Below are 25,574 nucleotides of genomic sequence, written 5' to 3'. Positions count from 1 at the left end.
CCCTTTGCCTGCCGGCATCCGCTCATTCGGCGGCGGCGCCTCCGTTCTGGGGCTCCGGCTCCAGATCGAACTCCCCGTCCCGTGCACCGAGCACAAAAGCCCGCCACTCGGCCTCCGTGTACCGCAGCACCGTGTCCGGGTCGAGTGACGACCGCATGGCCACGGCCCCGCCCGGCAGATAGGCGATCTCAACCCGTTCCTCGTGGTCCTCCGTCCCCGGCGCGCAGTGCCACTCGACCCCGGAGATGTCGAGAGCGTAGAGCTCGTCCCGCTCCCGCTCCTTGCGCGCCCTGAGTTCCTCATCCGGCGTATCGGCCATGGCGGAGCGGTCCTTTCACGTGACGTACCAACGATCCACTCGCCACCCTACTGGGCAGGACCGCGCACTGTGCCCGCTCGCCCGAGGCAGCCGTCAACCACACGCCAACTGAGCGGCCACACCGGCCCTTTGCAGTTGGAAGTGCCACATCAAGTGACTAGAGTGGCCCCAGGTATCACGTGAGTGGTACGGCACGGGGGCGGCGCGGTGTTGCGTCTCGCGCGGGCGGAAGCGGGGCAGTGACATCTCTTGCCCACCGGAGGCCTGGAACCGGAGATCCATCCGCAGGCGTCGGCACGGTGGTTGTCGCCACTGTCAGGACAAGAGGAGGGCAAGAGGCCATGAGCGTCTTCGATTACAGCAACGACAGCCTCACTGAACTGGCCAAGCACATCGACGAATTCACCATCGAACTGAGCAAGCGCATCGGTTCGCTCAACCAGGTCGTGGACATGGTCCAGGCCGGCTGGCAGGGCGCCGCAGGCAAGGAGTTCGACTCCATGCAGCGAGGGGTGAACCAGCACCTGAGGAAGCTCCAGGACAATCTCGCAGATCTGCACGAGGTGGTCCGGCTGAGCGCCGGCACGTTCCACTCCCACGAGCAGGAGCGCATCTCGGAGATCAGGAAGGTGGACAACTCGGGAGAGATCCAGAGCAGGATCCTCGGCCAGGTCGGCGTCAACTACAGCTGAAACCGCTAGGAAGGAACGGAGAACATGGCAGAGAACTTCGACCGGACAGCGGTCAACTACGACACCGTCACCCAGGCTGCGACCGACGTCCGTAACACGGCCAAGAACCTGAGCGATCACCTCGATGCACTGATGCGGGCAGTGAAGCGCCATGCCGCCCACTGGGAGGGCGAGGCCAAGACGGCCTTCAGTGAGATTGAGCGCAGCAACACGACAGAGATGGCCGGCCTCACCGAGAAGCTGGGCCGCATCGCCACCCTCCTGGACGAGTCGGTCATCGGCTACCAGGACACCGACAAGGGCAACGCGGCACGTTTCCGGATGCTGATGGGCTGAACGGCCGGAAGGTCGGTTACGGGGCGCAGCACCCGGTGAGGAGGGAGACGGCAAGCGTGTCGTCTCCCTCTTTTTGATATTCAGGAGCGCACGCCTCAGCGACCCCAAAAGTCATCGCAGAAACATCATTCCTAGAAGGACCACTCCTACTGCGAGCAGCGGAGCGACCAACTGGAGTCGGCGGAACGAGGCACTGGCGGAGTACGCCAAGTCGAGATTCGCACCATGCGCCTGAGCCAGATGCTCACCTGCGAACTCCATATAAGTTTTCCGCACACTCAGTGGTGAGTCTCTCCAGCCGCAACTGTTACAGACGAGAGTTCCTCGTCCGGTGTCAAGGACGAAGTTGCGCTCTAGGTTGACGGTGTGCGTCTGTCCGTTTTCACTCGTCGCCGTAATGTGATGGGTCACCGCCATGGCGAACTCAGCTCTGCTCAAGCGGGAGAGGCTTCATGCTTTCAGGGGAGGGAAAATTAATTTCGTTCTTACACTTGAGGAGTTTCACCATCTTGAGAGACGAACGGAAGAGAACCCTGAATCGCGTTCTCACGGATAGGTCCAGGTTATTGTACAGACTGCCTGTCACGGAAAGCGGGGTGTTCCGATCTTTGAGCTTGCACAGGAAGAGTACGTCTCCGCTCCCTGACTCGCTTGTTGCCTGCATTCCCGAACCCAGGTTGTAAGCCTTGTAAGAACTATAGCTTCGGTTCTGTCCCTCGGAGAAAAGACTTCCCTGCCCCGGGGTGAATTTGATCCATAGGCCGTCGGCTCCGGAAGGTGGGGCGTCATCGATAGCGATCCGACACACGTAAGCAGCGTGATCTTCCGCCAGCAGCGTTTTGGCAGCTGCGGTATATGAATCACTTGCGGTGGACTTGTCATACGCGCGGCTGAAATTGTCGCTCTCCTGCGCTTCCTTGATTGCCGTTGGATCCAAAATTCCGCCGCACGCCTTTTTCAGCGCTGCGGTGCCATGAGGTGGCTTTTGGTCTACACAACCTGTACAGGAGAGCAGTAGAAGAGCAGCCCCCAGGGTAGCAATGCCGTAGCGATTCACCGGCGGCCTCCGTCCGTGCGGTCAGTTGTGTTCGCGCCGCGATCGTATGCGTTCAGGACACTTTCCGTGTAGTCACGCCCCGAGTGTTCCTTCATATACAGAAGTGCTGGAGTAGTCGCCCGCAGTTGACCGAGATCGCTGAAACGAGTTACGGTCATGCGGTTCTTGTCGGAAAGGTCTGCCTCTTTTTCTTTGGTCTCCCTGTCGATCTCGATTCCCCATTGTGTTTCTGCAGCACCAGCAGCTCCCTCGACCAAGGTGGGAACCACGAATGCTGCTGCTGCAGAAACGGCTGGCCCGCCTACTGGCAGGAGCACAAGGCCGGTCGCCATACCGATTCCTTGACTGATGCCGAACTTTTTCCATTCGGCTGACTCACCGAGCTTGTCATTGATCTTGTCGGTGGCGTCCCCGTACTGCTTGTCGAGGTAGGAGATACGTGCCTCATCCAGAACGCCATGCACATATCCTCCGTTGTTGAGGATTTTGCGTGCGGCCTCTGGGGAGTCTCCGTGTGCCTCCAAAGCGCCCAGAGTGAATGCCTGCTGTGCCGACGACAGAATTTTGTAGCCGCTGTCATGCTGAGCGACGTTATAGAGAAACTGGGCCGCCGTCGACTGCTTGAGATTGATATGTCCCTTGCCTTCATGGTTGTACATGCTGTCGCGACCCTCGATTGACCCACGCCCGCCTTCGTCGATCGTGGACCAGTTCAAGTCGTCCATGTACCCTGCCCCCATCCGGGCAAGACTGTCACCGATACCAGGCTTGTTGTCGACGAAGCCGATGTCCTTTGAAACAGTGACGGCTACCTGCTCCATGATGTTTGCAGTTCGGTCGTCCCGCTGCAGCACTCCGTCGGACGAGTCGTACGGAACACCCAGCGTTGCAGCCTCGAGCGCATGTCCTAGCTCGTCGTAGCCGTAGCCCCTGCTGTCCTTAGCAAAAGGATTGGCATTCGGCCATTCACGATCCTTCAGCAGGTACTTGAGATCGGGATCAAGTCTTTCGTCGCTCTCCCAGTCCTTTGAGTAGAAGAGATCCTTGGCGGCATCCGGGTTATGGCCGAGTGCTTCCATGTAGCCGGCCATGGGGTCGAACCCGTGGTCGTCGCCTGACCCGAAGTTCAAGTAAGGAGCGGCATCACCGTCGGCCCGCCACAGGTCATTGGGCTTCTCCTCCTTGTGCGCCTTTTCGAAACTGATCAGCTTCTTGCCGTAGTCATCGAGGAAATCAGTGTCATAAGTGCCGTAGCGCATCAGGCTACTCATCACCTGGAATCCATAGGGGCCCTTCTGTGTAATCCCTCTCTCCATGTCCAGGTAGTCGATCTGCTTGCCGCCCAAGGAGATCACGTCGTCCTTCCAGCGTTCCATCGCTTTGCTGTCGGAATGCGACGCTGTCGCCAGGGTGAAGCTCAATGACTTCTGAATCGCCGCGGAAGCCTTGGTCTGTTCCCCCCCGGTCTGGACTCGGTCGGCGATTCTGGTCCACAGTTCGAGCGTTCTTTTCCCGCCCAGATGGGTCGCGAATTTCTCCGCGAAATACGGGTCGCCTTCATGGCGAGCCAAGAGAGTGTTGATGCGGCGAAGCACGGCGGGGTCCAAGGAGTCGTTTGCGCCAGCCAGTGCTAGCTCGCTCTTTTTACCAGTCAGCTTCTCAAGCTCCTTCAGGTCCTTGTCGGCCTGCTCGCGTCCCTTCTTGGCATCGGCAATGCTGTGGTAAGTATTGGAATTGAACCCCTTGCTGCGGCCGTTGTGGTCCTGACTCAAGGCCCAAAAAAGAGTATCATCTGCTTCCTGGGCGGCATCGATGATCGATCGAATGCTGTTGCGGTAGGCCTGCAGCGTTTCCTGATACCCCTTGTTCAGTGCCGCGATGTTTTCGCTGGGGGTATCTTCGGGCGGATCGAAATAGACTTCTCCATCAGGCTTGATCGAGAGATACTTGTCCGACTCAATATCCTGCTTCAGGCTCTTTAGCTTGGACTGGGAGCTGGTAAAGATTTCGCGAGCGTCATCCAGGAGCTTGTACACATCCTGCGCCTCGTCCGCCGCCGCGTCGATCTGTTTACCAACAAGTTTGACCTTGTCGAGGGCGGCGGTAGCGGCCTCACCCTTCCAGTCGGACCCCTCCAGATCCTTTTCGACGGTGTTTTCGTATTTCTTGTGGACTTTTCTGTATTCTTCAGGAAGCTTGCGCCATTTTGCTACAGCTTCAATCAATGTATCGAAGTCGGCCTGAAGGAGGGTTTGATAATTCAGCATGTTGTTTCCTGTTCCGCGAAGCTACTTGAGCTTTTCTTTGCTGTGGCGGGACTTCTCCTTTTCCTCGCGTGCGGCATATTCGTTCGCGCTGGAACGCAATGTGCCTGCGATGTCATTCTTCAGTAGGTTTTCCACGTACTTCACCTGCTCGCGCCACCTGGTCAAGAATGTGGAGAACGCCGGCCCTGACTTGAACCCCTTCAAGCTGGCACCGACTTGGCTGGTCTCCTTGGTGGCGGAGTCGTCCACCTTCACAAAGTCATCGCGGACCGTGTCCGCTTTGGTCGCCCTATTCATCAGAAACCCGGAGTCGGCAACGAGTTTCTTTCCTGGTGCGCTGCCACCGACGTCTGCTGGCAGCTGGTTCAGCCGCATGTTGCTGTGTTGGCGTGCGACGGCGTTGCTGCGGGCCTGGCCCCAGAGTTCATCGAATGACACGTTGATTCCTTCGTACTGTCACTGACAACTGACGGTTGTGTGCGCCCTGACTCAGGGGTGTTGTTCCGGGCCGGGTGCCCCTTGGGTAGGCGAGCCAGTGACCTGGTTCTGAGGCGGACCGAAGGATGGATAGGACTGGTGGGGGGCGTACGGCGGATACGGAGGCGGAAGGGCCGGGGCAGTGGGTACCGGTTCGCTGCGTCGGCGCCTCGCCCGAACGACGGGGACAGTGACTGCGGCACCAAGGAGCGCGGCGGCACTTACGCCCAGAGCGATCCACTGAGAGGTGTTGTCGGCGTTGCTTGCGTCGGATGCCTCAGGCGTTGAGGCCTTGCCCTGTTGGTCCTTGCCAGCAGCTGCTGAGTGGGACGCCTGAGGCGTGGGATCTTTCGAAGCCGCCTTCAGGTCTGGCAGAGGGTACACGTCGGCAGGGCCCGGATCTCCTGGGCTTTTCAGCGCAATGCGAGGGCGTACGACTCCGTAGCCGATGTAGTCGGTGCGCTTGGCGCCGTTCGTGGCACGGCCGGCCGTGTTCAGCATGACCCGAAGGACCTGATTGTTGGTCCAAGTCGGATGCTTAGCCCAGATGAGTGCGGCGGAGGCTGACGCGATGGCCGTAGCGTCACTGGTGCCACTGCTCTCGCAGACTCCCGTTCGTCCGAGGCAAGCGTGGATCATGTCTTCTCCGGGGGCCATGAAGTCGACTTCCGGGCCATGCTGGGAGAAGGAGAGGGCTTTGACAGTTTTGCTGCCTGCTGCTACACCCACAACGCCGGGCGTCGACGCCGGATACTCCGGCTTATTGGCCTTTTCGCCAGTGTTCCCGACCGCCGCAAAGATCAACTTTCCTTTGTTGATGGCATATCTGACCGCAGACGCGAGTTCGGGAGTGCCGACATTTTTCCTACCTGGCGCGTCGGAAGCCCCCAGGGAGACGTTGATGATCTGTGCTTTCGAGTCGGCTGCGAAACGGATCGCCTTGGACAGCGTCCGGGAGTACTCGGCCAATTCGTCCACCTTCCCGAAGTCCTCGGTGGCAGAACGCACACGGATGGGAAGGATCTTGGCGCCTGGAGCGAGTCCGTAGGAGCCGTCCAGCGAACCACGTGCGCCAGTGGCTGCAATAAGCGCGGCTATGCCGGTGCCGTGGCCGTCAAGGTCAGTGTGCTCGTCTCCGGACTGGGAAGAATAATCCTTTCCGTCAAGGACCTGGCCTTTGAGGTCGGCCAGGGAATCATCCACTCCCGAGTCGATGACGGCAACCGTGATCCCGCGGCCTGTGCTGACCTTCCACATCTCGTCGGCGTGCATGGCGTCGAGATGCCATTGCCTGGCGCGAACGGACTCCGCATGTGCGGGTGTGGCGGCAAGGCCCATCAAGAGAAGGCCTAGGACCGCCGCGACCCCCGACTTGGGATGCCATGTTTGCTTGTCGCTGATACGCATATGCCTTCCCGAGGGCGAAGCCGACCCTGGATGTCAGTCCACTACTGGCGGCACCACGCGGCGGTCGCTGCGCTGCCAGGTTTCTTCGTCTTCTGCGAGATATTCAGGCCGCTCGCCTTGCTTACGGTCTTGCTGCGAGGTCTGGGCCTTACCTGCCTGCCCTGGGATACTCGGACGGCCGTGTGCCGATGTGCTTGAGGGCTCGGCTGGTCTGTTCTGGCGCTGCAAACCGGCCCCATCCGATGTGAAAGGCCGAGCCGTAACGCGACCGCTTTGGTTGGCCGGTTTACCGATCATCCCGCCGGGCTGCGAGGCAAGGCGACGGCCGCCGGGCATGCCACCGGTGCTGCCTCTGTTGGCCTCCGCGACACCTGAAGCCGAACCACGCGTCACGGGAGTGCGGCCTTGGACTCCCTGCCCGCCGATGACGGTTCCTCGCGGGATCCCCCCTGTAGGGCGGCCCGCGCTGGGAGACACTGCACGTCCCCCGATGATTCCACTCTCACGCGGCATGCGGATGCCGGCACCACCCGGCCCTGTGCTCTGAGACCCGGGCAGGGCCGGAGTCCGGAAGGCAGGAGGTACCCGTCCGGGAGTGGCGCTGCTCGCACCGCTACTTCCGCTGTTCTGAAAAGTCGGCGGAAAGATGGAAGGCCGCGCCAGCGGCACATCAAGGTGCGAAACAGGGGTGCCCCCAGTCGCCGGTGGAGGCGTGGGTGTGGCTGGTGCGGACATGTGAGGCAGTGCTGCCAAACCGTCGATGCCCATGCTGACGGGGCTCGAACGGACCGCGTCAGTGTCGGTAGCTCCAGGTGCGACTGTGGGCAGTGTCTCCCTGTGGGGATGAGTGGTGGCGAATGTTCCCTTGCTGCTTACTGTGCTCTCGGAGTTGGGCGTCACACTCGGGCTGGTGCTGCTGATGGAGGAACCGGTCGGAACGTACTGTTGTGTGGCATCCCTGCCCCACCATTGGTCGGTACCCGTGTGGTCCGCCGGTGGTGAAAACGTAGGTGGCTCCACGCTGTTCACTTGCTGCGCCGAGTATTCGTACGTCTGCGCCAGCTTGCGCAGCTGCTGGACCGCCTCGGCATGGGCGGCCTCAATGCGGGTCTGCGCCGCCGCGGCGTCGGTCTTGGCGGTCTGTGCCAGCTTGCGCGCGTCGGGATCGTTGCGTGCCCCCGGCTCCTGGGCGGCCGCAATGGTCTTGTGCGCGTCACGGAGATCCGCCTGTGCCTGCGCGGTCTCCGACGGGTCCGGCATGGCCGCCTTCGCCTCGGCGATGGCCTGTGACACCGTGGCCATCCAGCGCGACGCGGCCTCGGCGTACTGGCCCAGGCGGAGTGTGGCGCCGGCCGTCTGACCGCCCCAATCACGGAAGGCATCTCCGCCGTCGCCCTGCCACTCAAGTCCCTTGACGTGCTGCATGAGATCGTCGCCGATCTTGGTGATCGTCGACGCCGCCTTGGACAGCTTGGTGGCGAGGTGAGACGCACTCTCGGAGGTGGCAGACTCGATCAACGCTGCCAGTTGCTCGTGCGTCATGGACTCGAAGTCAGTGCGCGCCGGCTTCGGCTGCTCGCCCATCAGTAGGCCTTCCCCCCATTCGCCCCGGTGTCGGGTGTCCCGGTCTCTGGCGTTGCGTTCGTGCCGTCCCCCTGGCGCGCATACGGATCCCGCTGCGGCACGTAATACCTTTCCGCCTCCGCGTTGACCTCCTTCATCCGTGCCCGGATGTCGTGGTCGAGGTTCTCGTAGCCCACTTGGGAGGCGTGCACCGCGAGCCCCATTCCCTCGATCTGCGCGCTGAGGGCCCTGGAGAGGTTCTCCAACTCGTCGTGGACGATGGTGTACGACTCGTAGAGGAACTGTGCTTCCTTGAAGTCGGCGGAACCCAAGTGGGCCCGGGAAAGCCGGTCCCTGCCCACCTTGCCGGGAGCGGCTTCCGACTCGTCGAGCTCCCGCAGCAGTTCGTCGACGCGTTTTTTGAATCTCTTCATGGCGCTGTGCTGGATGTCCAGCGCCATCTGAGGGTTCACACCGTGGAGGGTGTCGAAGGACCTGCCGGTGTCCGGCGCGCCACCATCACTGCCCCCGTTCGCACTCACCTCAGCCGCCTCCCCGTTGTCCCCGTTCAGTCAAGACTCGTGCGATCACTCTAGTGGTGCTGCGGGAGCAGGCCCACCTGCATAAGAGACGTTCCGCGCTTCCGGGACACGAACACGCCACGGCCGGGAGGCATGGGGCGCGCCCTGACATTGCCGAGGATGTCGCCCTCGCTCGGATCACCCGACAGGACGATGCCCTGGGCGCCGAGCTCCTTGACGCGCTGCAGAAATGGCTCGTACATCGCCCGGGAAGCACCAGCGGCGCTGCGGGCGATGATGAACTTGACACCCACATCCCGCGCGAAGGGCAGGTGCTCCACCAGCTGCGCGAGCGGATTGCCGGAATTGGTGGCGACCAGTTCGTAGTCGTCGACGATGACGAACAGCTGCGGGCCGCTCCACCAGCTGCGGTCGCGCAGCTGCTGCGGGGTGATGTCGGGCTTGGGCGCACGAAGCTCCATGAACTGGCGTACCGCGTCCATGTGCACCTCCATGGCGGACGCCATGGGCGCGTACTCCAGCAGGTGCTCCTCGGAGACCGCCTCGAGCATGGTGCGCCGGTAGTCGCCGACGACGATTCTCGCCTCGGCCGGTGTGTACCGTTCGGCGATCTGCTGGGCGATCAGGCGCAGCAGGTTCGTCTTGCCGGACTCGCTCTCGCCGAAGACGAGGAAGAACGGGTCCGTGTCGAGGTCGACGAAGACGGGTTCCAAGTTCGCTTCGTCGATACCGATCGCGATGCCGTACTGCGGGAACTCGAAGCCCTTGGGCAGTTGGTCGACGGGCAGCCTGCGCGGCAGGAGGCGTACGGTCGGAGCGGACGGGCCAGGCCAGTTGTCCTTCACCGTCTGCACGAACTGCGCCGTGGCGTCGGCGAGGGTGTCCGGGTCGCAGGACGAGTCGATGCGCGGCATGGCCGTCATGAAGTGGAGTTTCTCCGGTACTTGTCCGCGACCCGGAACGCCCGTCGGTACGTTCGCGGCGACCTTGCGGTCGAACTCCGAGTCCATGACGTCGCCCAGGCGGAGTTCCAGCCGGCCGAGGATCTGGTCCTTGAGCGCGGCGCGTACCTCCATGTAGCGCGAGGCCGACAGCACGACGTGGATGCCGTACCCCAGGCCCTGGCCCGCGATGTCGTTGACGACGCCGTCCAGGCCCTCGTATTCGTTGCGGAAAGCGCCCCAGCCGTCGATGACCAGGAAGACGTCGCCCCACGGTTCACCGGGCAGGTCGCCCGCCGCGCGCCGACGGCGGTAGGTGGCGATGGAGTCGATGCCGTGGCTGCGGAAGAACTGCTCGCGGCGACTGAGGATGCCCGCCACCTCGGCTACCGTGCGCCGGACGCGCTCCGGGTCCAGCCGGGAGGCCACGCCGCCCACGTGCGGCAGGTCGCCGATCGCGGCGAGGCCGCCGCCACCGAAGTCCAGGCAGTAGAACTGCACTTCGTGCGGTGTGTGCGTGAGTGCGAAGGAAGCGATCAGTGTGCGCAGCAACGTCGACTTGCCCGACTGGGGCCCGCCGACCACCATCATGTGGCCCGCCGCGCCGGAGAAGTCCTGGTAGAGGATTTCGCGCTTCTGCTCGAACGGCTTGTCGACCAGCCCGAGGGGGACCGTCAGACCGCCCAGCCGGGTGTACTCCGCTGCATGGACACCACGTTCGGCGGTGACCGCCAGAGCCGGCAGCAGTTGATCCAGCGTGGGCGCCTGGTCCAGCGGCGGCAGCCACACCTGGTGGGCGGGAACGCCCTGTCCCTCCAGCCGCTGCACAATGACGTCCAGCACGGTGTCGGCGAGCGCGTCGTCCTCCTTCCGCCGTGCGGAAGCCTGTACCTGGACCGGATCCGGAGCCGTGTGGATCACAGGTACGGGGGTCGCGGTGAACACGACAGGCCGGCGCTCGATGGGCATGCGGTTCTGGTTCGCCTCCGCGCTCCCCGTCCGGTACGGCCCGGACACGTACGCCGCCTTGAAGCGGACCATCTCGTCCGTGCCGTACTTCAGATACCCGGAGCCGGGAACGGACGGCAGGTGGTACGCGTCCGGCACGCCCAGCGCCGCGCGGGACTCGGCGGCCGAGAACGTCCGCAGACCGATCCGGTACGACAGGTAGGTGTCGAGGCCACGCAGCCGGCCCTCCTCCAGGCGCTGCGAGGCGAGCAGGAGATGCACACCCAGAGAGCGGCCGATGCGGCCGATCTGGATGAACATGTCGATGAAGTCGGGCTTTGCGGTGAGGAGTTCACTGAACTCGTCGATCACCAGGACGAGCGATGCCAGTGGTTCCAGCGGGGCACCCGCGGCCCGGGCCTTCTCGTAGTCGTGGATGTTGGCGTAGTTTCCCGCCGCACGCAGCAGCTCCTGGCGCCGCTGCAGCTCGCCTCGGATCGCGTCCCCCATCCGGTCGACGAGCGTCAGGTCGTCCGCGAGGTTGGTGATCACGGCGGCGACGTGCGGCAGTTGTGCCATGCCGGCGAAGGTGGCACCGCCCTTGAAGTCGGCGAGGACGAAGTTCAGTGTCTCGGAGGAGTGCGTGACCGCCAGGCCCAGCACGAGGGTGCGCAGCAGTTCGGACTTGCCGGAGCCGGTCGCGCCCACGCACAGCCCGTGCGGGCCCATGCCGTCCTGGGCGGCCTCCTTCAGGTCCAGCATCACCGGCTGGCCGTTCTCCCCGACGCCGATCGGAACGCGCAGCCGCTCCGGCGTCGACCGCGGCCGCCAGGTGCGTGACACGTCGACCGAAGCGGCATCGCCCAGGTTCAGCAGCTCGGTGAAGTCCAGGTTGGCCAGCAGAGGTTCGTCATCGTCCCCGCCGCCCAGGCGCAGCGGCGCCAACTGGCGGGCAAGTGCTTCCGCGGCGGGCAGGGACAGCTGGTCGGGCACGCCCTCGTAGGCGACTCCGCTTCCGGAGTCGAGCCACAGCGTGTCCGGATGTACGACGACCGAGAGGTCGCCCCGGGGCTGTTCGAGCTCACCGGGAATCACCTCGATGATCGTCACTCCCTGCAGCCCCTCGGCCGCCGCGAAGGCCGACGTCGGCGGTACCATGCCACCGTCGAGCACCACGAGGATGTGCGGCTGGTCCAGCAGGGGCCGGCCGTCGCGGCTGAAACGCGGACGACCGTCCAGACGGGCCGTCAGCAGCTGCTCCAGCTCACCCAAGTCGTCGCTGAAGAGCCGACGAGTGCCGGATCCGTCGAACTGGCCTGGCAGTTGGCAGTGCGGCAGCCACTTCGTCCAGTCCCATCCGTCAACCGCACCCGGGGCCGTCACGACCGCGACGACGAGGTCGTCGGGGGAGTGCAGGGTGGTCGCCTGCGCCACCAGAGCGCGCGCGGCCGACCGGGCGCTGTCCGCGTCTCCCGACACCGTCACGTGGTAGAAGGCGCGCAGTGACACCGCCACCGGCAGGTCGTCCAGCTGCCCGTGCACGGCGAGGAAGCGCTGCATGGCCCCGGCGCACAGCGGCTCCAGCTCGTCGACGGGTGCGGTGTGCGGTGCCACCAGGGGAGTGGCCAGCTGCTGCGGGCCCAGACCGATGCGTACCTGGCCGAAGTCACTGTCGCCGATGCGGCGTTCCCACACGCGGCTGCCCTCGGCGACGACCGCCCACAGTTGGTCCGGTGCGGGATGCAGGTACAGCTGTGCGTCACGCTGGCGCTGGGCCGTCCTGCGCACCGCTCGCCGCGTCTGCGCCAGGTAGCGGAGGTAGTCACGGCGCACGTCGGCCATCTGCCCCTGTGTGCCACGGCGATAGCGGACGATCTGGGACACCACCATCGCGGCGGTGGACACCAGCATCACCACGCCCATGATCCGCATGAAGGGGTGGGCGTTGGGGGACGCGAAGTAGAAGACCACCGACGAACCCATGCCAAGCGTCGGCAGGACCTGCATCAGCATGCCCTCTTGCTGCCCGCGCGGCAGTTCGGGAGGAGCTTCCAAAAGCAGCTCTTCCGTGGGTACTTCGGATGGCAGTGCACGCGGCGGACGCTTGATGACGATGTGGCTCACCGGAGCAGCAATCCCCTTGTCCGGACGATCGGTTGCGCACCGGCACCCCCGTGGTGACGGCCGTCCTCCGTTCCGCGTGATCCTACTTGCCGTCACCGACGCCAACTGTCGGTAGGGTGGCGCCCGCAGCGTACGCATCCGTGAAGCAGGGGGACAGTAAAAGGTGAGTACGACCACGGCGACCGGATTCTGCCGCGTCACTGTCGTGGCGCCCGACAGCCGTATCGACGTGGCGCTCCCGGTGGACATGCCCGTGGCCGACGTCTATCCGGAGATCCTGCGCCTCACGGGGCAGACCCAGACGGTGGGCAGCCCGACGGGGTACCACCTGGTGCGTCGCGACGGCACTGTCCTGGACAGCGCCCGGACCCTGGCCGACGAGCGGGTGCTCGACGGCGAGGTGCTCAGCCTCAGGCCGTTCGCCGAGTCGCTGCCGCCCACCGTCTACGACGACGTCTCCGATGCGGTCGCCTCCGCGGTCGTCCGGGACCGGCATCTGTGGAGCACCGACCTGCTGCGCATCGCGGGCCTGGCGGGAGGGACCCTGCTGGCGCTGCTGGCGGGATTCGTCCTGTGGTGTGCCGATCCGCTCCGCCACGACATGCACGGCCTTCCCGGAGTGATCGCCGCGGGGCTCGGCCTCTTCCTGGCGGCCTTCGCCGGTGTACGCGCACGTGTGTACAGCGACCGGGGTGCAGCTGTGGCGATGGGACTGGGGGCGCTGCCGCTGCTGCTGATCGCGGGTTCGGGGATCTTCGGCGCCCCAGCCGGCCAGGGGCCCGGCAAGCTGCAGTTCCTGACCGGCTGCGTGACCGTTCTGGTGGCGTCGGTCGTCCTCGTCGCGCTCACACCCAGTGCGGACGCTCCCTTCGTAGCCACCACTTTCCTGGCCGTGGTCGGCACGCTCGCCACCTTCGTGGCGATCCTGGCCGACGCGTCGGCCACCGCCGCCGCGTCGGTGTGCGCTCCGCTGGCGATCGGTCTGGTGGCCTTTCTGCCGGGGCTGTCGGCGCGTTTCGCCCGGCTGCCCATCGGATACGCCGCTCCGCACTCGGCCGGATACGAGGAGTTCGTCCCGGATCCCGCCCAGGGCGCGTCCGGTGAGCCGCTGAACGCCGAGCGCATCGCCGCGCAGGTCCGGCGCGGGCACGAGATGCTGCTGGGGCTGGTAGGTGGGACGGCGGCACTCGTCGTCGTCTCCGCGGCGGTCCTCGGTTTCTCGGACAACGTGTGGGCGCACCTACTCGCGCTGGCCGCCGGCCTGGCCATGCTGATCCGCGCCCGGCTCTTCCGCTACACCTCCCAGGTGGCCTGCGCTCTGGTGGCGGGCATCGCGTCCATCGCCCTGCTGCTGCTCGGACTGTCGCTGAACCCGCCCGCGGCCGCCAGGGCCGAGCTCCTCCTGCACGGGGACAGGGGAGCGCTCGACCTGCGGACGATCTGGCTGACGGCGGCCGTCGCCGCCGGTGCCGCACTCGTCACCGCGATCGGTCTGATCGTTCCCCGCAAGGGGCTGTCGCCCTTCTGGGGCCGCGCCCTGGATCTCGCCGAGGCGACCGTACTGCTCACGCTGGTCCCGCTGTGCCTCGCAGCCCTGGGCGTCCTGACCACGGTCCGGTCTCTGACCGGGTGACCTCTGCCCGCGTACGCTTGCAAAATCCCACTCCTGACCCTGGTACCCTGGCTGACGGCCGTATGCGTACGCACCCCCGGACCCCGTCCAAGGGCGCTCCCCGAGGCAGTCGCCCGGGATTCGTCGCCCGGGATCTGGAGGTCGCGCCCAGCGGATCCCCGCCTTCCGAGTTGCGGAAGTCCCCCGAGAAGAAGACCGGGGGCACTCGGTGGCCATTCACGGAACATTTCGAGGAGTACGCGTGTCGCTCGACGCCGCCACGAAGAAGCAGATCATCGCCGAGTTCGCGACCAAGGAGGGTGACACCGGCTCCCCCGAGGTCCAGGTCGCCCTGCTGTCGCGTCGGATCTCCGACCTGACCGAGCACCTCAAGACCCACAAGCACGACCACCACTCCCGCCGCGGCCTGCTGATCCTGGTCGGTCAGCGCCGCCGCCTGCTGCAGTACCTCGCCAAGAAGGACATCCAGCGCTTCCGTACGCTGGTCGACCGCCTCGGCATCCGCCGGGGTGCGGCGGGCGCCAAGTAAGACGCCGTGCAGGGAGCGGTTCCCGGGACGAAGGGGGCCGCTCCCTTTGCTGTATGCGACTGTACGCAGGGGCGTACGGGATGGGCGTACGAGCGTACGGATGACGTACGAGGCCCGCGCGCCGCGCACGGACGCGGGGCGGGACGCACGCGCCGGGCAGGCCGGCCGTGCGGACAGGGCGTGCGGAGTGTCACCGCCCCTTTGTAGTGTGGTGGCACGACGCACTTTGCATGACACAACGTGATAGGGACTGCCCGACGCGGGTACGTCCCCTCACGAGACGTACGAAGGAGAAGCGCACCTCGCCGCCGCCGGTCCTCGGTAGTGGCCCCCGGGGCAGGAGTCCCCGGGTGCTTCGATCGAAGACCGGCCCGCACCGCACGGAGCGCTTCTCCGCCACCGTCCCTCCGCCACACGGGCGGGCGGGACGAAGACGAGGAGAAGAACCTGGTGGAGAACGAGACCCACTACGCCGAAGCCGTCATCGACAACGGCTCCTTCGGCACCCGCACCATCCGTTTCGAGACGGGCCGCCTGGCCAGGCAGGCCGCCGGCTCCGCCGTGGCGTACCTGGACGACGACACCATGGTGCTGTCGGCCACCACCGCCTCCAAGCAGCCCAAGGAACAGCTCGACTTCTTCCCGCTGACGGTCGACGTCGAGGAGCGGATGTACGCCGCCGGCAAGATCCCCGGCAGCTTCTTCCGCCGCGAGGGCCGGCCCAGTGAGGACGCGATCCTCACCTGCCGCCTCATCGACCGCCCGCTGCGCCCCTCCTTCAAGAAGGGCCTGCGCAACGAGGTGCAGGTCGTCTGCACCGTCATGGCGCTCAACCCCGACCACCTGTACGACGTCGTCGCGATCAACGCCGCGTCCGCGTCCACGCAGCTGGCCGGCCTGCCCTTCTCCGGCCCGATCGGCGGCGTCCGCGTCGCCCTGATCCGCGGCCAGTGGGTGGCCTTCCCCACCCACAGCGAGCTGGAGGAGGCCGTCTTCGACATGGTGGTCGCCGGCCGCGTCCTGGAGGACGGCGACGTGGCGATCATGATGGTCGAGGCCGAGGCCACCGAGAAGACCATCAAGCTCATCGAGGGCGGCGCCGAGGCGCCCACCGAGGAGGTCGTCGCCGCCGGTCTGGAGGCCGCGAAGCCCTTCATCAAGGTGCTCTGCCGCGCCCAGTCCGACCTCGCCGCCAAGGCCGCCAAGCCGGTCGCCGAGTTCCCGATCTTCCTGGACTACCAGGACGACGTGCTGCAGGCGCTGACCGAGGCCGTGCGCGACGAGCTCGCCCAGGCCCTCACCATCGCCGGCAAGCAGGACCGCGAGGCCGAGCTCGACCGCGTCAAGGCGCTCGCGGCCGAGAAGCTGCTGCCGCAGTTCGAGGGCCGCGAGAAGGAGATCTCCGCCGCCTACCGCGCGCTGACCAAGCAGCTGGTCCGCGAGCGCGTGATCAAGGAGAAGAAGCGCATCGACGGCCGCGGTGTCACCGACATCCGCACCCTGGCCGCCGAGGTCGAGGCGATCCCGCGGGTCCACGGCTCGGCGCTGTTCGAGCGCGGCGAGACCCAGATCCTGGGCGTCACCACGCTGAACATGCTCCGCATGGAGCAGCAGCTCGACACGCTGTCGCCGGTGACGCGCAAGCGCTACATGCACAACTACAACTTCCCGCCGTACTCCACCGGCGAGACCGGCCGCGTCGGCTCCCCCAAGCGCCGCGAGATCGGCCACGGCGCCCTCGCCGAGCGCGCCCTCGTCCCGGTGCTGCCCTCGCGCGAGGAGTTCCCGTACGCCATCCGCCAGGTCTCCGAGGCCCTCGGCTCCAACGGCTCGACCTCGATGGGCTCGGTCTGTGCCTCCACGATGTCGCTGCTCAACGCCGGTGTGCCGCTGAAGGCCCCGGTCGCCGGCATCGCCATGGGCCTGATCTCCGAGACGATCAACGGCGAGACGCACTACGTCACGCTGACCGACATCCTCGGCGCCGAGGACGCCTTCGGCGACATGGACTTCAAGGTCGCCGGTACGCGTGACTTCGTCACCGCCCTCCAGCTCGACACCAAGCTGGACGGCATCCCGGCCTCCGTCCTGGCCGCGGCCCTCAAGCAGGCCCGCGACGCCCGCCTGCACATCCTCGACGTGATGATGGAGGCCATCGACCGGCCCGACGAGATGTCCCCGCACGCCCCGCGGATCATCACCGTCAAGATCCCGGTCGACAAGATCGGCGAGGTCATCGGCCCCAAGGGCAAGATGATCAACCAGATCCAGGAGGACACGGGCGCCGAGATCACCATCGAGGACGACGGCACGATCTACATCGGCGCCTCCGACGGCCCGTCCGCCGAGGCCGCCCGCACCGCGATCAACGCCATCGCCAACCCGACCATGCCGGAGGTCGGCGAGCGCTACCTGGGTACGGTCGTGAAGACCACCACCTTCGGCGCGTTCGTCTCCCTGCTGCCCGGCAAGGACGGCCTGCTGCACATCTCGCAGATCCGCAAGCTGGCCGGCGGCAAGCGCGTGGAGAACGTCGAGGACGTCCTCGGCGTGGGCCAGAAGGTCCAGGTCGAGATCGCCGAGATCGACTCCCGCGGCAAGCTGTCCCTCGTTCCGGTGATCGAGGGCGAGAACGACGAGAAGGACGACGCCGAGAAGTGACGTCCCGGACCTCCCAGGCGACGGCCCGCACCTCTTCGGAGGCGCGGGCCGTCGCCCGTACCCAAACCCTCATCAAGGGCGTGAACGGCATCGGCACCGTCCGCAAGACCGTCCTGCCCGGCGGTCTGCGCATTGTCACCGAGACCCTGCCCTCCGTCCGCTCCGCCACCTTCGGCATCTGGGCGCACGTCGGCTCCCGCGACGAGACCCCGGCGCTCAACGGCGCGACGCACTACCTGGAGCACCTGCTCTTCAAGGGCACCAGCCGGCGCAGCGCCCTGGACATCTCCTCCGCGATCGACGCCGTCGGCGGCGAGATGAACGCGTTCACGGCCAAGGAGTACACGTGCTACTACGCGCGCGTGCTCGACGCCGACCTGCCGCTCGCCATCGACGTCGTCTGCGACATGCTCACCGGCTCGCTCATCCAGGAGGAGGACGTCGACGTCGAGCGCGGCGCCATCCTCGAGGAGATCGCGATGACCGAGGACGACCCGGGCGACTGCGTGCACGACCTGTTCGCGCACACCATGTTCGGCGACACCCCGCTCGGCCGCCCCGTCCTCGGCACCGTCGACACCGTCAACGCCCTCACCGCCGACCGCATCCGCCGCTTCTACAAGAAGCACTACGACCCCACCCACCTGGTCGTCGCCTGCGCCGGCAACATCGACCACAACAAGGTCGTACGGCAGGTCCGCGCCGCCTTCGAGCGGGCCGGCGCCTTCAAGGACCACGACGCCGAGCCCCTCGGCCCGCGCACCGGCCACCGCACGCTGCGCACCGCCGGCCGCGTGGAGCTGGTCGGCCGCAAGACCGAGCAGGCCCACATCGTCCTCGGCGTGCCCGGCCTGTCCCGCACCGACGACCGCCGCTGGGCCCTGGGCGTGCTCAACACCGCGCTCGGCGGCGGCATGTCGTCGCGGCTGTTCCAGGAGGTGCGGGAGAAGCGCGGCCTGGCCTACAGCGTGTACTCGTACACCTCCGGCTTCGCCGACTGCGGCCTGTTCGGGGTGTACGCCGGCTGCCGGCCCAGCCTGGTGCAGGACGTGCTGAAGATCTGCCGCGACGAGCTCGACCACGTCGCCGAGCACGGCCTGTCCGACGAGGAGATCGGCCGCGCCATCGGCCAGCTCCAGGGCTCCACGGTCCTCGGCCTGGAGGACACCGGCGCGCTGATGAACCGTATCGGCAAGAGCGAGCTGTGCTGGGGCGAGCAGATGTCGGTCGACGACATGCTGGCCCGGATGGCGGCGGTGACCCCGGACGACGTCCGGGAGGTCGCCCGCGAGATCCTGGGACGGCGGCCGTCGCTGTCGGTCATCGGCCCGCTCAAGGACAAGCAGGCCGCCCGGCTGCAGGACATCGTCGCCTGACGCCCGTCGCCGGCCCGTGGCCCACTCGACGACGCCCGTCGTCGAACCGGCCCGGTCCGGCTGCGGCCCGGCTCCGGCCCGCTCCCGACCCGTCGTCGACAAGGAAACAAAGAGACATGAGCAAGCTGCGCGTGGCGGTCCTCGGCGCGAAGGGCCGGATCGGTTCCGAGGCGGTCCGGGCCGTCGAGGCCGCCGAGGACATGGAACTCGTCGCCGCCCTGACCCGGGGCGACAAGCTGGAGACGCTCGTCGAGGCCGGTGTCCAGGTCGCCGTCGAGCTGACCACCCCGGCCTCGGTCATGGACAACCTCGACTTCTGCGTCCGGCACGGCATCCACGCCGTCGTCGGCACCACGGGCTGGACCGAGGAGCGCCTCGCGCAGCTCAGGGACCGGCTCTCCCGGTCGCCGGAGACGGGCGTCCTCATCGCGCCGAACTTCTCCATCGGCGCGGTGCTGACGATGAAGTTCGCGCAGATCGCCGCGCCGTACTTCGAGTCCGTCGAGATCGTCGAGCTGCACCACCCGAACAAGGTCGACGCCCCCTCGGGCACGGCCACCCGCACCGCCCAGCTCGTCGCCGAGGCCCGGGCCAGGGCGGGCTCGGCCCCCGCGCCCGACGCCACGGCCACCGCCCTGGACGGGGCCCGCGGCGCGAACGTCGACGGCATCCCGGTGCACGCGGTCCGCCTGCGCGGCCTGCTGGCCCACCAGGAGGTCCTGCTCGGCGGCGAGGGCGAGACCCTCACCATCAGGCACGACTCCCTGCACCACAGCAGCTTCATGCCGGGCATCCTGCTCGGCGTGCGCCGCGTGGTGACCACGCCGGGCCTGACCTTCGGCCTCGAACACTTCCTCGACCTGAGCTGAACCCGGACGCCCGCCATGCGCGCCAAGATCACCTACTTCGTCACGGCCGCCGTCCTGCTCTTCTACTTCGCGCTGGTCGGCAGCCGCGGCGTGCTGCTCATCCAGTCCGGCACCCCGGTCACCGTCACCTTCGGCGTCGCGGTGCTGGTCCTGCCGGCGATCGGCCTGTGGTTCCTGTGGAAGAACACCCAGTTCGTCCGCAAGGCCAACCGGCTCGCCGCCGAGCTCGACGCCGAGGGCGGTCTGCCCGTCGACGAACTCAGGCGCACCCCGAGCGGCCGCATCGACCGCGACTCCGCCGACGAGGTCTTCGCCAAACGCAAGGCCGAGACCGAGGCCGCCCCCGACGACTGGCGCACCTGGTTCCGCCTCGCCGTCGCCTACCACGACGCCCGCGACACCGCCCGGGCCCGCAAGGCCATGCAGCGCGCCATCGCCCTCCACGACGGCAGGCGCCCGCCCGAGGCGGGCTGACGACGCCCGAGCCGGGCCGATGCCGCCCGCAGACGGGGGAGGGCGAGGACGGAGCAGGCAGCGGGGCACGGCGCACAGGGGTGGCCGAGGCGGGCGTACGGTGCGACGCCTGCGTACGGCGCGACGCCCGAGCACGGTACGACGTCCGCGTACGGCGCGACGCCCCGTACACCGCGGCATCCGCGCCACGGCGGGTACGGCGTCCGGCGCCGGGCACGTCGGCGCCCGCCGGGCCGCCCGCTCGCCGCTCACGGCTCGCCGTCCGCCGGCTCCGCCGCACCGCCGGTGTCCCGGCCGCGCGGCGCCTGCCCCGCCCCGGCGTGGTCACCTCCGCCGGTACTCCTCCGCCCACGCCTCCACCGAGTCCGCCGCGCGGTCGAACGCGCCCGGACGGGTCAGGAAGTCGGCGTTGTGGGTGGTCAGGAGGGGTGGCACGTCCTCCGCGGCACGGTCGGCGCGGACCAGGACGAGGGCCTGGCCCTGCACGGTGCGCGGCAGCCCGAGCCAGCGCACCGGCTGTTGCACCGTGCGCACGCTGACCACCCGCCGCCACGGCACCGTCCGCGTCACGAGGAACGTCACCTGGCGCAGCCCGCGGGCGCTCACCCACACGCCCATGCGCAGCAGCCGCAGGGCCACGGCGATGACGGCGAGGCCGGTGCCCAGGGCGAACCCGGCGTCGGACAGCGGGCCGGTGAGGGCGATGACGAACGACGCGCACAGCACGCAGGAGGCGAGCAGCAGCAGGACCGCGGCGGTGCCCACCCGCCAGGGGCCGGGCCGGTAGGGGCGCCGCCAGCGGTCGCGGTCGTCGTACGGCAGCGCGGCGTCCTCCGCCGCCTCGAACCGGTGGTCGGCCGTCAGGAAGGGCAGGGGCACGGCGGGTCCTCACTCGATCCATGCGCGGGCTGTGCCCGGTGAGGCTATCCGCCGGTGCCCTGGCCCACCAGCCTTGCGGGGCCATGGAGGTGCCTCCCGCGCCCCGCACGGCGGGGCGGCGGGACGGCCCCGGCGCCGGCCATGGCCCCGGCCGGACCCGTCAGGGCCGGTGGGACGCCTGGGACTGCTGTGTCTGCGAGGCGGTGTGGTCGATCGACAGCGCCGGTATGCCGAGGATCAGGGAACCCACGAGCCCGGCGACGATGGTCAGGCCCAGCAGGCAGTGCGCGGCTATCCGACCGGCCGACGCGCGCTCGCGGGGCGGGGGAGCGACATTGCTGCGGAACCGGTCGGCCTCTGCCAGAAAGGCGAACGGCACGGGTTCGCGCGGAGGGGTCATGGCGAGTGCTTCCTCCTCGGGGCTTCATGCGAACTGCTGTCACCGACACGGCCGGTGCGGTCCTGACCGCCGCAGTCCCGGATCCCGCGACCGTGTCCGACCGTGTCATGGAGAGAGACGAACGAGTGTCCCGGATGGTGCCCTGTTTCGCCGAAATAGCAGATCTTCACCGAAGATGTCGCGGCCCGGCACCGAACGCCCCCTTGTCGGTGCCGGGCCGTAGAGTGGGCGCCGCCCCGAGAGAGGCGACGGAAGCCCGAGACATGCGATGGAAGGAAGTCCCCCGACCGTGACCGACACCCCCGCCGACGACCTGAAGCCCAGCTTCCGCAGCGACGTCACCGTCGAGTTGGTCAAGCACACCGCCTCCGACGCCGACGTGCTCTTCGCCGCGCGTGTCTCCACCGCCGGCGAGCAGTCCCTGGACGAGCTGAAGAAGGACCCCGAGCGCTCCAAGGGCCTGATCAACTTCCTGATGCGGGACCGGCACGGCAGCCCCTTCGAGCACAACTCGATGACCTTCTTCGTCAGCGCGCCGATCTTCGTCTTCCGCGAGTTCATGCGCCACCGCGTGGGCTGGTCGTACAACGAGGAGAGCGGCCGCTACCGCGAGCTGCAGCCCGTCTTCTACGTCCCCGACACCTCGCGCAAGCTCGTCCAGGAGGGCCGTCCGGGCAAGTACCGGTTCGTCGAGGGCACCCCGGAGCAGCACGAGCTGGTCACCCGCGCCATGGAGGACTCCTACCGGCAGGCGTACGAGGCCTACCGGGAGATGCTCGCCGCCGGCGTGGCCCGCGAGGTGGCCCGCTCGGTGCTGCCCGTCGGCCTGTACTCCTCGATGTACGCCACCTGCAACGCCCGTTCGCTCATGCACTTCCTGGGCCTGCGCACCCGCCACGAGCTGGCCAAGGTGCCGTCCTTCCCGCAGCGGGAGATCGAGATGGTCGCGGAGAAGATGGAGGCCGAGTGGGCCAAACTGATGCCGCTCACCCACGCCGCCTTCAACGCCAACGGCCGTGTGGCGCCGTAGTGGGCCGTCCGGCTCCGCGCAGCGAGCACAAGGCAGGGAACACAAGTACGGGCCAGCCGTGCGAAGTGTCCGTATTGCGGCATTTGGTGAGGTTCATCTAGCCTGATCGAACGGACCCGGTACTGCCTGAACCCCCGAGCAGGCAGTACCGGGCTCCGCCTTTGTCCTGACGTATCCGGCCCCCCGAGGGAAGACCACACCGTGCGCAACGAGTAGCGTGTAAGCATGGCTCCGACCTCCACTCCGCAGACCCCCTTCGGGCGGGTCCTCACCGCCATGGTCACGCCCTTCACGGCGGACGGCGCACTCGACCTCGACGGCGCACAGCGGCTCGCCGCCCACCTGGTGGACGCAGGCAACGACGGCCTGGTCGTCAATGGCACCACCGGCGAGTCCCCCACCACCAGCGACGCGGAGAAATCGGACCTGGTACGAGCCGTCCTGGAGGCCGTCGGCGACCGCGCCCACGTCGTCGCCGGCGTCGGCACCAACGACACCCACCACAGCATCGAGCTGGCCCGCGCCGCCGAGCAGGCCGGCGCCCACGGGCTCCTGGTCGTCACGCCGTACTACAACAAGCCCCCGCAGGAGGGCCTGTACCGGCACTTCAAAGCCGTCGCCGACGCCACCGGACTGCCGGTGATGCTCTACGACATCCCCGGCCGCAGCGGCGTGCCGATCAACACGGAGACCATCGTCCGCCTCGCCGAGCACCCGCGGATCGTCGCCAACAAGGACGCCAAGGGCGACCTCGGCCGCGCCAGCTGGGCCATCGCCCGCTCCGGCCTCGCCTGGTACTCCGGCGACGACATGCTCAATCTGCCCCTGCTCTCGGTCGGCGCGGTCGGCTTCGTCTCCGTCGTCGGCCACCTGGTCACCCCCGACCTGCGGGCCCTCGTCGAGGCGTACACCAGCGGCGACGTCCAGAAGGCCACGGAGATCCACCAGAAGCTGCTGCCGGTGTACACGGGCATGTTCCGCACCCAGGGCGTCATGACCACCAAGGCCGCGCTCGCCCTGCAGGGCCTGCCCGGCGGCCCGCTGCGCCCGCCGATGGTCGAGCTGACCGCCGAGGAGATCGAGCAACTCAAGATCGATCTTGCCGCCGGCGGGGTACAGCTCTGACAACAGACTTCGCGAAGGAGCCCTTCGCACGAGCACGCTTCACAATTTCACAAATGAACAGGCAGGCCACCGGTGCCTGCATCCACCACGACAACTGCTTCTGCACGAACGTCATGCGCGCCACGTGCCTCACCGGTACGTGGCGCGCGTGGTGAGGAGAGTCTTTTGAGTCATCCGCATCCCGAACTCGGCCCGCCGCCGCCCCTTCCCGAGGGCGGCCTGCGGGTCACCCCGCTCGGCGGCCTCGGCGAGATCGGCCGGAACATGACGGTCTTCGAGTACGGCGGCCGCCTGCTGATCGTCGACTGCGGCGTGCTCTTCCCGGAGGAGGAGCAGCCCGGCATCGACCTGATCCTGCCGGACTTCTCCTGCATCCGGGACCGCCTCGACGACATCGAGGGCATCGTCCTCACCCACGGGCACGAGGACCACATCGGCGGCGTCCCCTTCCTCCTCAAGGAGAAGGAGGACATCCCGCTCATCGGCTCCAAGCTGACCCTCGCCCTCATCGAGGCGAAGCTCCAGGAGCACCGCATCCGCCCCTACGTCCTGGAGGTCGCCGAGGGCCACCGCGAGCGCATCGGGCCCTTCGACTGCGAGTTCGTCGCGGTCAACCACTCCATCCCGGACGCCCTCGCGGTCGCCATCCGCACCCCCGCGGGCATGGTGGTCCACACCGGCGACTTCAAGATGGACCAGCTGCCGCTGGACAACCGCCTCACCGACCTCCACGCGTTCGCCCGGCTGAGCGAGGAGGGCATCGACCTGTTGCTCTCCGACTCCACCAACGCCGAGGTCCCCGGGTTCACCCCGCACGAGCGGGACATCTCCAACGTCCTGCGCCAGGTCTTCGCGGGCGCCCGCCGGCGGATCATCGTGGCCAGCTTCGCCAGCCACGTCCACCGCATCCAGCAGATCCTCGACGCCGCCCACGAGTACGGCCGCCGGGTCGCCTTCGTCGGCCGCTCGATGGTCCGCAACATGGGCATCGCCCGGGACCTCGGCTACCTGAAGGTCCCGCCGGGCCTGGTGGTGGACGTCAAGGCGCTGGACGACCTGCCCGACGAGCAGGTGGTCCTGGTCTGCACCGGCTCCCAGGGCGAGCCGATGGCGGCCCTGTCCCGCATGGCCAACCGCGACCACCAGATCCGCATCGTCGAGGGCGACACGGTGATCCTGGCGTCGTCGCTGATCCCGGGCAACGAGAACGCCGTGTACCGGGTGATCAACGGCCTGACCCGCTGGGGCGCCAACGTCGTCCACAAGGGCAACGCCAAGGTCCACGTCTCCGGCCACGCCTCCGCGGGCGAGCTGCTGTACTTCTACAACATCTGCCGCCCCAAGAACCTGATGCCGGTGCACGGCGAGTGGCGCCACCTGCGCGCCAACGCCGAGCTGGGCGCCCTCACCGGCGTCCCGCACGACCGCATCGTCATCGCCGAGGACGGCGTCACCGTCGACCTCGTCGAGGGCAAGGCCAAGATCTCCGGCAAGGTCCAGGCGGGATACGTCTACGTCGACGGTCTCTCCGTCGGCGACGTCGGCGAGCCGGCGCTCAAGGACCGCAAGATCCTCGGCGACGAGGGCATCATCTCGGCGTTCGTCGTGATCGATGCCACCACCGGCAAGATCACCGGTGGCCCGCACATCCAGGCGCGCGGGTCCGGCATCGACGACTCGGCCTTCGGCGAGATCATCCCGAAGATCACCGAGTCCCTGGAGAGGTCCGCCCAGGGCGGCATCTCCGACCCCCACCAGCTGCAGCAGATCATCCGCCGCACGCTGGGCAAGTGGGTCTCGGACACCTACCGCCGCCGGCCCATGATCCTCCCGGTCGTCGTGGAGGTCTGAGCACCCGCCGACGCCCCGCTCCCGGGGCGTAGCGGCACCAACCTCCAGCGGGGCGCCTCGATTTGCATCGAGGC

At 67.3% G+C, this 25,574-nt stretch carries 21 protein-coding genes; 11 read left to right on the top strand and 10 right to left on the bottom strand.

Features of this window, described 5'->3' with window-relative positions:
- Positions 1-22: 22 nt before the first annotated feature.
- Entirely contained in the window at positions 23-319 is a 297-nt protein-coding gene (locus IE225_RS29655) for a DUF397 domain-containing protein (RefSeq protein ID WP_190060735.1), read from the bottom strand.
- A gap of 341 nt (positions 320-660) precedes the next feature.
- On the opposite strand from IE225_RS29655, the gene IE225_RS29650 reads away from it, so the two are divergent.
- Positions 661-1,011, top strand: coding sequence for a WXG100 family type VII secretion target (locus IE225_RS29650; RefSeq protein WP_190060734.1), 351 nt, complete (start codon positions 661-663; stop codon positions 1,009-1,011).
- Between the two features lie 24 nt (positions 1,012-1,035).
- Entirely contained in the window at positions 1,036-1,347 is a 312-nt protein-coding gene (locus IE225_RS29645) for a WXG100 family type VII secretion target (RefSeq protein ID WP_190060733.1), read from the top strand.
- 424 nt (positions 1,348-1,771) lie between these two features.
- Here the strand turns inward: IE225_RS29645 and IE225_RS29640 are convergent, their stop codons facing one another.
- From IE225_RS29640 to eccCa, 7 genes are read right to left on the bottom strand one after another with little or no spacing between them, the layout of a single operon-like run.
- Complete coding sequence (locus IE225_RS29640; protein WP_190060732.1) at positions 1,772-2,404, bottom strand: hypothetical protein; 633 nt, start codon at positions 2,402-2,404, stop codon at positions 1,772-1,774.
- The gene (locus tag IE225_RS29635) at positions 2,401-4,671 is read right to left on the bottom strand and encodes a hypothetical protein (protein ID WP_190060731.1); all 2,271 of its coding nucleotides are present in this window, start codon (positions 4,669-4,671) and stop codon (positions 2,401-2,403) included. The genes IE225_RS29640 and IE225_RS29635 overlap by 4 nt, the downstream gene beginning before the upstream one ends.
- Before the next feature lie 21 nt (positions 4,672-4,692).
- Entirely contained in the window at positions 4,693-5,109 is a 417-nt protein-coding gene (locus IE225_RS29630; protein ID WP_190060730.1) for a hypothetical protein, read from the bottom strand.
- Positions 5,110-5,160: 51 nt separating this feature from the next.
- Positions 5,161-6,555 (bottom strand): type VII secretion-associated serine protease mycosin, encoded by a 1,395-nt coding sequence (gene mycP / locus IE225_RS29625; protein ID WP_190060729.1) that lies wholly within the window; start codon positions 6,553-6,555, stop codon positions 5,161-5,163.
- A gap of 33 nt (positions 6,556-6,588) precedes the next feature.
- Positions 6,589-8,139 (bottom strand): DUF4398 domain-containing protein, encoded by a 1,551-nt coding sequence (locus tag IE225_RS29620; protein ID WP_190060728.1) that lies wholly within the window; start codon positions 8,137-8,139, stop codon positions 6,589-6,591.
- The gene (locus IE225_RS29615; RefSeq protein ID WP_190060727.1) at positions 8,139-8,660 is read right to left on the bottom strand and encodes a DUF2563 family protein; all 522 of its coding nucleotides are present in this window, start codon (positions 8,658-8,660) and stop codon (positions 8,139-8,141) included. The genes IE225_RS29620 and IE225_RS29615 overlap by 1 nt, the downstream gene beginning before the upstream one ends.
- A 50-nt stretch (positions 8,661-8,710) precedes the next feature.
- Entirely contained in the window at positions 8,711-12,673 is a 3,963-nt protein-coding gene (gene eccCa / locus IE225_RS29610; RefSeq protein WP_190060726.1) for a type VII secretion protein EccCa, read from the bottom strand.
- Between the two features lie 163 nt (positions 12,674-12,836).
- On the opposite strand from eccCa, the gene eccD reads away from it, so the two are divergent.
- The 6 genes from eccD to IE225_RS29580 all read left to right on the top strand — a co-directional run bounded on the left by eccD (position 12,837) and on the right by IE225_RS29580 (position 20,215).
- The gene (gene eccD / locus IE225_RS29605; protein ID WP_190060725.1) at positions 12,837-14,306 is read left to right on the top strand and encodes a type VII secretion integral membrane protein EccD; all 1,470 of its coding nucleotides are present in this window, start codon (positions 12,837-12,839) and stop codon (positions 14,304-14,306) included.
- Between the two features lie 241 nt (positions 14,307-14,547).
- Positions 14,548-14,835 (top strand): 30S ribosomal protein S15, encoded by a 288-nt coding sequence (gene rpsO / locus IE225_RS29600; protein ID WP_190060724.1) that lies wholly within the window; start codon positions 14,548-14,550, stop codon positions 14,833-14,835.
- A gap of 450 nt (positions 14,836-15,285) precedes the next feature.
- Positions 15,286-17,496 (top strand): polyribonucleotide nucleotidyltransferase, encoded by a 2,211-nt coding sequence (locus tag IE225_RS29595; protein WP_190060723.1) that lies wholly within the window; start codon positions 15,286-15,288, stop codon positions 17,494-17,496.
- A complete protein-coding gene (locus tag IE225_RS29590; protein WP_190060722.1) occupies positions 17,493-18,872 on the top strand; it encodes a M16 family metallopeptidase in 1,380 nt (459 codons plus the stop codon). Before IE225_RS29595 ends, IE225_RS29590 begins: the two co-directional genes overlap by 4 nt.
- 116 nt (positions 18,873-18,988) lie before the next feature.
- The gene (gene dapB / locus IE225_RS29585) at positions 18,989-19,741 is read left to right on the top strand and encodes a 4-hydroxy-tetrahydrodipicolinate reductase (RefSeq protein ID WP_190060721.1); all 753 of its coding nucleotides are present in this window, start codon (positions 18,989-18,991) and stop codon (positions 19,739-19,741) included.
- Between the two features lie 15 nt (positions 19,742-19,756).
- Positions 19,757-20,215: a tetratricopeptide repeat protein gene (locus IE225_RS29580; protein ID WP_190060720.1), complete on the top strand. Its 459-nt coding sequence runs from the start codon at positions 19,757-19,759 to the stop codon at positions 20,213-20,215.
- A gap of 324 nt (positions 20,216-20,539) precedes the next feature.
- Here the strand turns inward: IE225_RS29580 and IE225_RS29575 are convergent, their stop codons facing one another.
- Together IE225_RS29575 and IE225_RS29570 are read right to left on the bottom strand one after the other, a co-directional pair.
- Complete coding sequence (locus IE225_RS29575; protein WP_190060719.1) at positions 20,540-21,094, bottom strand: SCO5741 family PH domain-containing membrane protein; 555 nt, start codon at positions 21,092-21,094, stop codon at positions 20,540-20,542.
- 160 nt (positions 21,095-21,254) lie between these two features.
- Positions 21,255-21,494 (bottom strand): hypothetical protein, encoded by a 240-nt coding sequence (locus IE225_RS29570; protein WP_190060718.1) that lies wholly within the window; start codon positions 21,492-21,494, stop codon positions 21,255-21,257.
- A 289-nt stretch (positions 21,495-21,783) separates the two neighbouring features.
- Here IE225_RS29570 and thyX point away from each other — a divergent pair, with 289 nt between their 5' ends.
- From thyX to IE225_RS29555, 3 genes are all read left to right on the top strand, one after another.
- Complete coding sequence (gene thyX / locus IE225_RS29565) at positions 21,784-22,524, top strand: FAD-dependent thymidylate synthase (protein ID WP_190060717.1); 741 nt, start codon at positions 21,784-21,786, stop codon at positions 22,522-22,524.
- Between the two features lie 225 nt (positions 22,525-22,749).
- A complete protein-coding gene (dapA, locus tag IE225_RS29560; RefSeq protein ID WP_190060716.1) occupies positions 22,750-23,649 on the top strand; it encodes a 4-hydroxy-tetrahydrodipicolinate synthase in 900 nt (299 codons plus the stop codon).
- Positions 23,650-23,814: 165 nt separating this feature from the next.
- On the top strand, positions 23,815-25,500 hold the full coding sequence (locus IE225_RS29555; protein WP_190060715.1) for a ribonuclease J: 1,686 nt from the start codon (positions 23,815-23,817) through the stop codon (positions 25,498-25,500).
- Positions 25,501-25,574: the final 74 nt, after the last annotated feature.

The sequence above is a fragment of the Streptomyces echinoruber genome (assembly GCF_014651135.1).
Classification (GTDB): domain Bacteria; phylum Actinomycetota; class Actinomycetes; order Streptomycetales; family Streptomycetaceae; genus Streptomyces; species Streptomyces echinoruber.
This window is presented reverse-complemented; position numbering and strand designations above follow the sequence as displayed.

Bases quoted from the DNA above. Each gene is read 5' to 3' on its own strand.
- IE225_RS29655 (WP_190060735.1), bottom strand. From the start codon at position 319: ATGGCCGATACGCCGGATGAGGAACTCAGGGCGCGCAAGGAGCGGGAG.
- IE225_RS29650 (WP_190060734.1), top strand. From the start codon at position 661: ATGAGCGTCTTCGATTACAGCAACGACAGCCTCACTGAACTGGCCAAG.
- IE225_RS29645 (WP_190060733.1), top strand. From the start codon at position 1,036: ATGGCAGAGAACTTCGACCGGACAGCGGTCAACTACGACACCGTCACC.
- IE225_RS29635 (WP_190060731.1), bottom strand. From the start codon at position 4,671: ATGCTGAATTATCAAACCCTCCTTCAGGCCGACTTCGATACATTGATT.
- mycP (WP_190060729.1), bottom strand. From the start codon at position 6,555: ATGCGTATCAGCGACAAGCAAACATGGCATCCCAAGTCGGGGGTCGCG.
- IE225_RS29620 (WP_190060728.1), bottom strand. From the start codon at position 8,139: ATGGGCGAGCAGCCGAAGCCGGCGCGCACTGACTTCGAGTCCATGACG.
- dapB (WP_190060721.1), top strand. From the start codon at position 18,989: ATGAGCAAGCTGCGCGTGGCGGTCCTCGGCGCGAAGGGCCGGATCGGT.
- IE225_RS29580 (WP_190060720.1), top strand. From the start codon at position 19,757: ATGCGCGCCAAGATCACCTACTTCGTCACGGCCGCCGTCCTGCTCTTC.
- IE225_RS29570 (WP_190060718.1), bottom strand. From the start codon at position 21,494: ATGACCCCTCCGCGCGAACCCGTGCCGTTCGCCTTTCTGGCAGAGGCC.
- dapA (WP_190060716.1), top strand. From the start codon at position 22,750: ATGGCTCCGACCTCCACTCCGCAGACCCCCTTCGGGCGGGTCCTCACC.